This is a genomic window from Parasphingorhabdus sp. (genome assembly GCF_049667325.1).
In the GTDB taxonomy this organism is placed as follows: Bacteria; Pseudomonadota; Alphaproteobacteria; order Sphingomonadales; family Sphingomonadaceae; genus Parasphingorhabdus.
In genome coordinates this window covers 1-9,395 of record NZ_JBATHY010000330.1, presented here as the reverse complement: position 1 = coordinate 9,395, position 9,395 = coordinate 1, and the positions used below count along the sequence as shown (strand labels likewise).

The following is a 9,395-nucleotide window of genomic DNA, read 5'->3' as shown; positions in this document are numbered from 1 at the left end:
CTTGGCGAAGGCGAAATTCGCGATTTTGCTGATGGCTCGCAGATGGTCGGTGCCGATTATTTTACCGTTTATATCGAAGGCGAAGGGCCGGATGTGCTGCTGATTCCCGGACTATCCACGCCGCGCGCGGTGTGGGACAAAACGCGCGAGCAATTGAAGTGCCGGTTCAAGGTCCACACCATCCAGACACGTGGATTTGGCGATAAAGCGCCAAATGAAACGCTAACACTGGAGGGGCGCAGCCTTCTGGATACATATGCTTTCCATCTCGCCGACTATATCGACGATTATGTCATCCGGATCAGCGAGGGTCAAAATCCTGCAATAATCGGGCATTCGATGGGCGGGCTGGTCGCCATGAAAATTGCTGCCAACATGGGCCATCAGGTCGACCGGGTGATGGTGGTCGACAGCTTGCCGTTCTTCGGATTGCTATTTGGCCCCGATACGACCGTTGACATGATCAAGCCGCAAGCCGCCGCTATGCGGGACGTGTTGGCGGGAAAGGATACTGCGGAGGCGGATGAGCTTACATTGCAACGCATGTCGGCCACTGCGGCGGGTCGTGATCGGGTCAGGACATGGAGCCGATCGGCTGACCCGAAGGTCGCTGCCGCTTTTTTCTACGACGTGATGACGACAGACGCACGCCCCGAAGCGGAAAATATTACAGTACCGTTGACGATATTATACCCGTTTGACGCGTCGGTCATGTCCGCGGGGATAGCGGACGGATTGTACCGAGGCGCCTTCGCCAATTCTGCCACCGCAGAATTACGACGCATCGACGATAGCCGGCATTTTATCATGCTAGACCAGCCGAAGAAATTTGCCGAAGCGGTCGAACTGTTTCTCTCGCGATAGCCGGCTTGTTTTTGATAGCCGCCCAACGGAAAAACATCGCCTAATATGTAAACCTAGCCTAATATGACGCTATGAACCCTGAAATCACAGCCTGGCACATTGGCCATGATAGCGCCCTGAAACGGATGGTGCGGATAGAGGTGATCGGAAAATCCTTCGCGCTCTTTGAACAACAATGGCGTAGTGAAGCTTATTTTTTCGGCGATCTGGTGTACCGCGGCAAGGAAGGCCGGTCCCATGTCTTCGGCCTCGAGGACGGTATCAAAGCGCGTCCGAAATGGAAGCTGGGTTTCCAAGGCGAGATTCCCGCCGAATTGACTACTCTGTTGCCGCAGCCCAAACAGCCGATGAAATCCAATATTGGCTTGATGATCGTCGCGATCGTCTGTCTGGCAATTGTCTATTTTTCGGTCTTCTAGTTTGCTGGCGAAGGTTGGATACATCTCGTGACACAAAGCCAAAGCCGACTGGTTGGTTTTTACACAAGCGGCTAGACACCGGACCTTCTCATCCAGCATTTATCGACTATAGGGCAGGAGATGGATTCCCGCCTTTGCGGGGACGCGCAAACGGAACAATCTATGGAAGACGACATTCTTTATCTCGACCGTCCCGGCGGTGCTTCGCTTGCCTATTGCTATACCGCGCCCAAGGCGGACGTGAAAGGCACAGCGCTGGTGTTTCTGCCCGGCTATATGTCGGATATGGAGGGCAGCAAGGCGCTGGCCGTCGATGCATGGGCCAAGAAGCAGGGCCGGGCGATGCTGCGGCTCGACTATGCCGGATGCGGCGCAAGTGGCGGGAATTTCGAAGATCAAAGCCTGATCGACTGGCGCGATGATGTGCTGTTTCTGATTGACAAGGTTACTTCGGGTTCCATCACCCTGATCGGTTCCTCGATGGGTGGCTGGCTGATGCTGCTGGTTGCCTTGTCGCGTCCGATGCGGGTCAAAAATCTGGTCGGTATCGCCGCCGCGCCGGACTTCACTGACTGGGGTTTCACCCAGGAACAGAAAATGACCATCCTGCGCGACGGCAAGCTGGAGGAAGAAAGCGAATATTCTGACGACCCCTATGTCACGACGCGGACCTTCTGGCAGTCGGGCGATACCAGTCGGCTGCTGCACAAGGAAATCGCCTTCGACGGGGCCGTGCGTCTGCTTCACGGTCAAAAGGATGCTGATGTTCCGTGGGAATATAGTCTCGAGACCGCGAAGAAGATCCGTTCAGATGATGTGCAGGTCCATTTGTTAAAGGACGGCGATCACCGTCTCTCCCGGGATCAGGATATTGCCTTGCTGATTGATACCCTCTCGCGTCTGGGGTGAGCGCTGGCCCGCTTTACTGAAGCCAACAAGGGACATTCCGCCCATGATATCGTCGCTACTCCTGCCATTATTGATGCAATCGGCTACGCCTTATGGTTCGCCGATCGACCCCGTGCTGCGCCCGTCGGAGGTTAGACCCGAAGTGCCGGCCAGTTCTCCATCGCCGCAACCGAAAAATCCGAGTGATATCCGATTTGATCAATGTGTTGACCAGGCGGCTGACGATCCGGCCAACGGCTTGCTTGCAGCCAATAAATGGCAACTGGAAGGCGGCGGATATCTGGCGCGAAACTGCCTAGGTTTCGCTTATGCGGAACTGGAGGACTGGACAAAGGCGATTCCGGAATTTGTTCAAGCGGCAGAGGCAGCGCAGGCTGCGGGAGATGAGCGCACGGCGAATTTCTGGTCACAGGCCGGTAATGCGGCGCTCGCCGGTGGCAATAACCAGAACGCCCTGAAATATTTTAACGCCGCGCTGGAGCAAGATTCGCTTGATGGATTGCTGAAAGGCGAAGTCCACCTTGATATGGCGCGCGTATTTGTCGCACTGGATCAATATGACGAGGCAATGAAACAATTTGCCCTGGTACACGAACTTGTTCCGCAAGACCCGCTCGGCTGGTTGCTGTCGGCCACATTGGCCCGCCGGATGGGCGATCTTGAACGGGCCAAATCGGATATCGCGGCGGCGGCAAAGCTGGTTATCACCGATCCGGCAATCGCTCTAGAGGCCGGGAATATCGCTTATGAAGCAGGCGACATGGTCAACGCCAAGAGCAATTGGGAGCAGGCAATCAAATTTGATCCGGACAGTAGTTCCGCCAAGGCCGCGACCCGTTATCTTGTGCAACTGGAGACCAGCGTCGAGCAATGAGCTTGGTTTCCGGCGGTCAATCCAGATAGAAATTCACCGTCGTGACCACCCGTACTTTCTTATACGGCGTGTCGGTTACGCCATAGCCGCCGCCATCCCCGTCGCGGCTGTCGATGCTGAAATAGCCCTGGGTGGCGGACTTGATCCCGCCGACATCGGTGCCGCTGTCTTCTGCAAATTGTTCAGCCGATTTGCGGGCGTCCTTGGTGGCAGCAGCGACCATCTCAGGTTTTATTTCGTCCAGCTTGGTGAATGTGTAGCTCATCCCCGAACCGTCTTCTAGCACGACCCCGCGGCGGACCAGATCGAACTGCCGGGCGACAGCGGCCTGGGCTTTGTCAATGTCATCGGTGCGCAGGCTGAGCCGCTGACGGATGGTATATTGGGGAACGCCGTTGGAGCTGTATTGATTGACGTTGGCCCCGGTCGGCTTGAGTGCATCCGCCTTGAAACCGAGTTCCTTGAAAAAGGCGGTGATTGCATCTGTGTCGCGGTCGATATCGATCTGGGCGCTTTGCAGGTCGCTGGACTGGGCGCTGTAAGCGATGGTCCAGGTAGCAAGGTCCGCGGTCACCTCGCGCTCGGCAAGGCCCCGCACGGTGACGCTGCGATCCGCCATTTTGGCGCGGAGCAGGCCGTCGCCGAGCAAGTAGCCGCCGATGATCAGGCCGATCGCCAACAGGCCCGCGCTTGCCAGCCAAACCTTGTTTTTGCTCTCGATAAATTTCTCGCTCATCACTCTTTCCCTCTGTTCAAAAGCCGCTTAGGCTGTTCAACCGACCCGGTTCGTGATTGCCGTAACTGCGATGAACCGTTTCTGAATAGCGATGAATGGAGAGCTGCCTTGACCATAAAATATCTGCATACGATGCTCAGGGTCAGCGATCCGGATGCCAGTGTTGCCTTTTTCGGACTACTGGGTCTTGAGGAAATTCGCCGGTACGAGAGCGAAAATGGGCGCTTCACGCTGATCTTTCTGGCTGGTCCGGGGCAAAAGGATATTGCCGAAGTCGAGCTGACCTATAACTGGCCGCCGGAAGATGGCAGCAAGCCCGAGCAATATGGCGGAGGCCGCAATTTCGGGCATCTCGCATATGCCGTCGACGATATTTATGCCCTGTGTCAAAAGCTGATCGATGCGGGCGTGACCATCAACCGTCCGCCGCGCGACGGCCATATGGCTTTTGTTCGCACGCCGGACAATATTTCGGTCGAATTGCTGCAGCGGGGAGAGCGGTTGCCGGTTCGGGAACCCTGGGCGAGCATGGAAAATATCGGCGAATGGTAAGCGACTGACGGTCGCTAGATCGAAGCCGTTCCGCTCGGTTTTGACGGTTTCGCCTCGGAGACATCGATCCATACAACCTGGTTGCGGCCATTATTCTTGGCATCATAGAGCCGCCGGTCGGCGGTTGCCATCACGCTGCGCAGGGCAGCGCGCCTCGCTATCGCAGCGACGCCGACGGAAAATGTTACCGGTTCCTGGATCTCCGGAACCCGGTCGTGCACAGCCTTGATCAGCGTTTCGCAAATTTCGGTCAATACATTCGCCGGATATTTTTTCCGGTTTTCCCGGCTGTCGTTGCGCATCAGCAAGGTGAATTCTTCGCCGCCAATGCGGGCCGCGAAATGATGCGTCGCGGCGAGCTCCTTGCCAACCACCCGCAATACTTCGTCACCGATTTCATGGCCGTAGCGGTCATTGACCCGCTTGAAGAAATCGATGTCAAAAATAGCAAGGTGACCGAAGCGATAATCGTGCTGGTTGCGCTGGAACTCTCTTTCAAAAGACCTGCGATTGTTCATCAGGGTCAATCCGTCCGTATCGGCGAGCAGTGTCAGTTCCACCTGCTTGCGCAATGTGTCTTCATGCTGCTGCCGCAAGCGGAGAATACGGTATGCAACGCCAAGCGCGAGAATGATCGTTTCGCTTACCAGGACGAAATAGAGGCCATAGTCGAGCACCGGCCAACCGACATACAGTTCCATGCCGCGCGCCACCCGGTCGAGGCCGAAAATAACGATTGGCGTCCAGCCTGCAATCTGAAACCAGATGGCTTTGCTGCCCCGCCTTAGCGCGTGGACCATAGTATATAGCACGATCAAAAATACGGGTATGAATGATGCGTTATAGTAGGCGCGCGCGGTGATGCTGTAGCCCTGGTCAACCGGCAGAACGATCGCCACGACCGCTAGCGGGATCAGCGCCGCCACGAATATGGCACCCTGCAGCCATGGTGCGATTTTTCCCTGTTCGACAAAGCGGACCAGAAAAACGCCGCTGGCGGCAATCCCGATTGCGAGGCTCCAGTAATTCAAGAGCATTTTGCTGATCAGGCCGGTTTCGGGAAATACGATGAAGATCAGGCCCGAAGAACTGAACGTATAGGTGACGGTCGCACAGATCATCACGCTGTGCCACAGCATGAAACTGTATCGCAGCGCCCCGTAGAAGAACAGATTATATATGAGCGGCATGACGATCATGCCGCAGAGCACCGCAAACATGATCGCGAGCGGAAGCTTTAGTTCGTCCGATTTTTTCTGGGATGCCAGCTTGAGAAGCAATAGCGAGCTGACCAGTTTCGGTTCATCGATGGCGAGATAGATATTCCGTATACGGCTTCGTGTGTCAGGATTTTCGGTACCCGGGATAGCGAGGCCATATTGGCCCTTCGGCCGCCAGCTGTCGATCACCTCTTGCTCAGAGAAATTTGTCGACAGGATGGTGCCATCATCGAGAACGGCATGAACCTGCATTGTGGTGAGGCCATTGCTATCGCCCTGGACCTCCATCGTACCGAAGGGAACCGACTCTGTCGGGAAGGGCATTTTTACCCAAACTCTGGGCCCTTCGACGGCATATTTGTTCCCGGAACAGTCAAAGGCTCTACCGGCCGTCAACAATGTCGATGCGGTTACGTTTTTCGCGCTGCTTTGCGTGCACAACCGGTCCGACATCGGGACGTCGGCAAGAGCCGGCGAGCCGAGGCACAAAAAGACCAGAAACGCGAAAACCAAGCGCAAAGGACGCCCCTTTCAGAAATCACTACTGCAGTATCCTGTCGAATAAGGCAGAACTGTTATTTTGAGGTTAACCATCGACAGCATTAGATTTGCAGAGTAATTTAACCGCCATGATTGAAATCATCCGCATTCCGGTATTGTCAGACAATTACATCTGGCTGGTCCACGAACCCGCCTCGCAGGAGACCATGGTCGTCGACCCTGCGGTAGCAGAGCCGGTGCTCGCCGAGGCCGAGAAGCGTGGCTGGGCCATCACCCAGATCTGGAACACCCACTGGCATCCCGATCACACCGGCGGCAATGCCGCGATCAAGCAAGCCACCGGCTGTCACATCACCGGCCCGGAAGCGGAGCGGGACCGCATCCCGACCCTCGACACGATGGTCAAGGAAGGCGACACCGCGCGGCTCGGCGAAGTCGAGGCCGAAGTCATCGACGTGCCGGCCCATACCGCCGGCCATATCGCGTTCCACATGCCCTCGGAGAATGTCGCCTTCGTCGGCGACACCCTGTTCGCGATGGGTTGCGGGCGCCTGTTCGAGGGTACGGCCGCGCAGATGTACGACAATATGCGCAAGCTCGAGGCGCTGCCCGACAGCACCAAAATCTATTGCGCCCACGAATATACCCAGAGCAACGGCGAATATGCGCTGGTCGCCGAACCCGACAATCTCGCGCTCAGGGAGCGGATGGCCGACGTGCTCACCCTGCGTTTGCGGGGCGAGGCGACCGTGCCGACGACGATCAAGCTCGAGCGCGCCACCAACCCGTTCATGCGCGCCGCCTCGGTCGAGGAACTGGCCGCGCGGCGGACCGCGAAGGACAATTTCTAGGCGCGCTATCTGTTTCTTCCCCGGTTTGCTCCGATTCATGCTATAAGATTGATTGATGGGGGCTAAAGACAAGGAGACTGGCAATGAGAAACTTACTTTTTGCAATCCCGGCGGCAATGCTGCTTGCGGCACCCGCAACGAGCGGGTCGACGAATGCGCTCACCGAAAAACAGCAGGCAAAGCTCGATATGCGTCTGGAAGGACGGACCGAGGGCAAAACCCGGTCGTGCATCGCTTCCAATGACCAGCGCGAGATGACCGTGATCAGCGACGATATCCTGATTTTCGGATCGAGCCGCAACGCGAGGACCATCTATGTCAACAAGCCTTATGGCGGCTGTCGCAACGCGGACCGCAACATCCTGTCCTACCGCCGGCCGACATCCTCGCTGTGCAAGGGCGCGGTTGTCAGTCTGGTCGACAGCGGTACCGGGATGACCATGGATAGCTGCTCCTTCGGCGAATTTGTCGCTTACACGAAGGACGCTGACTGAGGTTTCGGCAAGGAGGCAGTCCGTTCGGCGGTAATTGCACAGGACTCACGCGAAGCCGCAAAGTCGCAGAGCGATTGCGCACATATTTCCGACCTTCGTGTTTTCGTGCGAGTCCGGCCGTCGCCGCATTGCGCCGCAAACTAGACGATGGGGACCGGTTTTATTTTCTGTGACCTTTGCCCGGAAGCCGCAGCTATCCTGCCTTCGCGGGTGTCCGGACTGCCGCCGAGTGTGACCTTTCGTTTTCCCCACCATCTATAAAAATTGTCAAAGAGCCTGTCCCGCGCCTGTTGCGCGAGCAGTGGCGATAATAAGCGATCGGGGTGGGTGTAGGAAAGCGCTTTACCCTAGCCAAATGAATCAGGGTCTGATGCTAGCGGCAATATCGCGAGCCGCCACGCCGCGCCTGGTCAAAATGCAGATGGTCGCTGTGCGCCTTGTTGTAATCCGGTGACAGGGTGGTCGCAAACAGCTCGCAGGCGCCGTCGCGCACCTCTTTGAGAAACCGGGATCGCTCGTCATTCGCGTTCCAGTGTCCGGCCACCGAGACGGTGCGCCCGTCGGCGAGGCGAAAGGCGGCGATATCGATCGCATTGGCCTGCGCATGTTCGCTGTAATTGCCGGTTTTCCCATTGCCGATCCGCCGGCAGCTGTAGCTGCCAAAGGTCACGACCTGCTCGACCGTGGTGCCGAGATGCCGGACCGCCGCGGCGTTTACGATCTGCTTTTCCCACAGCACCAGGCTGACCGCCATCGGACAGCTGGTCTTGGCGGCGGGGTTGTAGGCGATCGATTGTGGCTGATCCCGGGTGAGGGTGACGCCGTTGTCATAGCCGCAGTCGGGGCTGGCGCTGACCGGGGGCAGGGGGGAATAGCCTATTGATGCCGCCTCGAGCAGGCCGTGGCACAGCGGGGTGTCGTCGGCGAGGGCGTCGATTTTCCGGGTGGTGAACGGGCCGATCGGCGCGGCCAGTGAAAGCGGCGTCCACGGCATGCGGTAGTCATGGGTTACCCATTCATAGGCGCGGAGAGCCAGCGCGAGGGCGATGACAAAAAGGACCAGCCGCATCAGGGGTTCCTTTCAGGCGGCGCGGGTTGACGGCGGGGATGGTTGAGGGGAGGGGCGAGGTTCAGAGTGGCTCTCCGGTTGGGGTGTCCCATTCTAACCGTCGCGAGAAGGATAAGTTCCGCTGCTGCACTATTCGGCGTGAGGGAGCGTGCATTGGACTCTCACGAAGCCACGAAGGCGCGAAGGGGGAGGCGACGGGTACAGTCAGATGAGGGTGCTGCGATGATTATATCCGTTAGTGGTGAGCCTGTCGAACCACGCCTCTCGTCGACAGGCGCCCTTCGACAAGCTCAGGACTAACGGATAAGCTTTGAGATTGTAAACCCTCACCCAGCTCCGACTATGCAGCAAGCTGCCAAGTCTGCACAACCCTCTCCCTTGAGGGAGAGGGGGATAAGTGCGTTTGGTAAACTGTACCGTTTGATTAATCATTGAGAACCGATGCTCGCTTCTCAAGCCACCAATAGATCAAGGCCCCCTCCACCATGCAAAATGGTATAATGAATGCTCCAGAGAGAGAAAAATTGGTAAAATAGATGATGCCGATCATGAAAATGTTTAGCAGCACGAAGACGATAACTGGAGTGATGATCTGCGATGCAGGCAACCTCATACGGAAATCATAATACACAAGAAACGCAGAAAAGACTGTTATCAAAGCGACCAAGATAGCGTCACTGTGTTGGCGCGATTGCCCAGCGAACCCCTGATTCACCGCTACAAATATGACAAGGCAGATCATGAAGAATATCGCATAAGCGATGTATATGCCTTTTGATCTCATTGCCCCGCCTCAGCTACATACCACCCTCACTTCTTATACAACGCATCCAGCCGGTCCTGATACCGCCCCCTTATCACATGCCGCCGGATTTTCATGCTCGGCGTCAGTTCCTCGTTATCGAT

The 9,395-nt window shown here is 56.7% G+C and carries 11 protein-coding genes; 7 read left to right on the top strand and 4 right to left on the bottom strand.

The window, feature by feature from the left end:
* The 4 genes from WBM93_RS14290 to WBM93_RS14275 all read left to right on the top strand — a co-directional run.
* On the top strand, window positions 1-864 hold an 864-nt coding region (locus WBM93_RS14290; protein ID WP_424432535.1), incomplete at its 5' end, for an alpha/beta fold hydrolase.
* A gap of 71 nt (window positions 865-935) precedes the next feature.
* Window positions 936-1,283, top strand: a complete 348-nt coding sequence (locus WBM93_RS14285) for a hypothetical protein (protein WP_424432534.1) — start codon at window positions 936-938, stop codon at window positions 1,281-1,283.
* A 162-nt stretch (window positions 1,284-1,445) separates the two neighbouring features.
* Complete coding sequence (locus WBM93_RS14280) at window positions 1,446-2,192, top strand: alpha/beta hydrolase (RefSeq protein WP_424432533.1); 747 nt, start codon at window positions 1,446-1,448, stop codon at window positions 2,190-2,192.
* A gap of 43 nt (window positions 2,193-2,235) precedes the next feature.
* Window positions 2,236-3,066 carry a tetratricopeptide repeat protein gene (locus WBM93_RS14275; RefSeq protein ID WP_424432532.1) on the top strand — a complete coding sequence of 277 codons (831 nt, stop codon included), beginning with the start codon at window positions 2,236-2,238 and terminating at the stop codon, window positions 3,064-3,066.
* A gap of 16 nt (window positions 3,067-3,082) precedes the next feature.
* Here the strand turns inward: WBM93_RS14275 and WBM93_RS14270 are convergent, their stop codons facing one another.
* Window positions 3,083-3,802, bottom strand: coding sequence for an SIMPL domain-containing protein (locus tag WBM93_RS14270; RefSeq protein ID WP_424432531.1), 720 nt, complete (start codon window positions 3,800-3,802; stop codon window positions 3,083-3,085).
* A gap of 132 nt (window positions 3,803-3,934) precedes the next feature.
* On the opposite strand from WBM93_RS14270, the gene WBM93_RS14265 reads away from it, so the two are divergent.
* The gene (locus WBM93_RS14265; protein ID WP_424432537.1) at window positions 3,935-4,354 is read left to right on the top strand and encodes a VOC family protein; all 420 of its coding nucleotides are present in this window, start codon (window positions 3,935-3,937) and stop codon (window positions 4,352-4,354) included.
* Between the two features lie 14 nt (window positions 4,355-4,368).
* On the opposite strand, the gene WBM93_RS14260 is transcribed toward WBM93_RS14265, so the two are convergent.
* The gene (locus tag WBM93_RS14260) at window positions 4,369-6,093 is read right to left on the bottom strand and encodes a sensor domain-containing diguanylate cyclase (protein ID WP_424432530.1); all 1,725 of its coding nucleotides are present in this window, start codon (window positions 6,091-6,093) and stop codon (window positions 4,369-4,371) included.
* Window positions 6,094-6,203: 110 nt separating this feature from the next.
* Between WBM93_RS14260 and gloB the strand changes: the two genes are divergently transcribed.
* Together gloB and WBM93_RS14250 are read left to right on the top strand one after the other, a co-directional pair.
* Window positions 6,204-6,926: a hydroxyacylglutathione hydrolase gene (gene gloB / locus WBM93_RS14255; protein ID WP_424432536.1), complete on the top strand. Its 723-nt coding sequence runs from the start codon at window positions 6,204-6,206 to the stop codon at window positions 6,924-6,926.
* An 83-nt stretch (window positions 6,927-7,009) separates the two neighbouring features.
* Window positions 7,010-7,420 carry a hypothetical protein gene (locus WBM93_RS14250; RefSeq protein ID WP_424432529.1) on the top strand — a complete coding sequence of 137 codons (411 nt, stop codon included), beginning with the start codon at window positions 7,010-7,012 and terminating at the stop codon, window positions 7,418-7,420.
* 373 nt (window positions 7,421-7,793) lie between these two features.
* Here WBM93_RS14250 and WBM93_RS14245 read toward each other — a convergent pair whose 3' ends face one another.
* On the bottom strand, window positions 7,794-8,489 hold the full coding sequence (locus WBM93_RS14245; RefSeq protein WP_424432528.1) for an extensin family protein: 696 nt from the start codon (window positions 8,487-8,489) through the stop codon (window positions 7,794-7,796).
* A gap of 424 nt (window positions 8,490-8,913) precedes the next feature.
* Complete coding sequence (locus WBM93_RS14240) at window positions 8,914-9,273, bottom strand: hypothetical protein (protein ID WP_424432527.1); 360 nt, start codon at window positions 9,271-9,273, stop codon at window positions 8,914-8,916.
* Window positions 9,274-9,395: the final 122 nt, after the last annotated feature.

Coding starts and splice junctions, on each gene's coding strand:
- WBM93_RS14285 (WP_424432534.1), top strand. CDS start 936: ATGAACCCTGAAATCACAGCCTGGCACATTGGCCATGATAGCGCCCTG.
- WBM93_RS14270 (WP_424432531.1), bottom strand. CDS start 3,802: ATGAGCGAGAAATTTATCGAGAGCAAAAACAAGGTTTGGCTGGCAAGC.
- WBM93_RS14280 (WP_424432533.1), top strand. CDS start 1,446: ATGGAAGACGACATTCTTTATCTCGACCGTCCCGGCGGTGCTTCGCTT.
- gloB (WP_424432536.1), top strand. CDS start 6,204: ATGATTGAAATCATCCGCATTCCGGTATTGTCAGACAATTACATCTGG.
- WBM93_RS14245 (WP_424432528.1), bottom strand. CDS start 8,489: ATGCGGCTGGTCCTTTTTGTCATCGCCCTCGCGCTGGCTCTCCGCGCC.
- WBM93_RS14250 (WP_424432529.1), top strand. CDS start 7,010: ATGAGAAACTTACTTTTTGCAATCCCGGCGGCAATGCTGCTTGCGGCA.
- WBM93_RS14275 (WP_424432532.1), top strand. CDS start 2,236: ATGATATCGTCGCTACTCCTGCCATTATTGATGCAATCGGCTACGCCT.
- WBM93_RS14265 (WP_424432537.1), top strand. CDS start 3,935: ATGCTCAGGGTCAGCGATCCGGATGCCAGTGTTGCCTTTTTCGGACTA.
- WBM93_RS14240 (WP_424432527.1), bottom strand. CDS start 9,273: ATGAGATCAAAAGGCATATACATCGCTTATGCGATATTCTTCATGATC.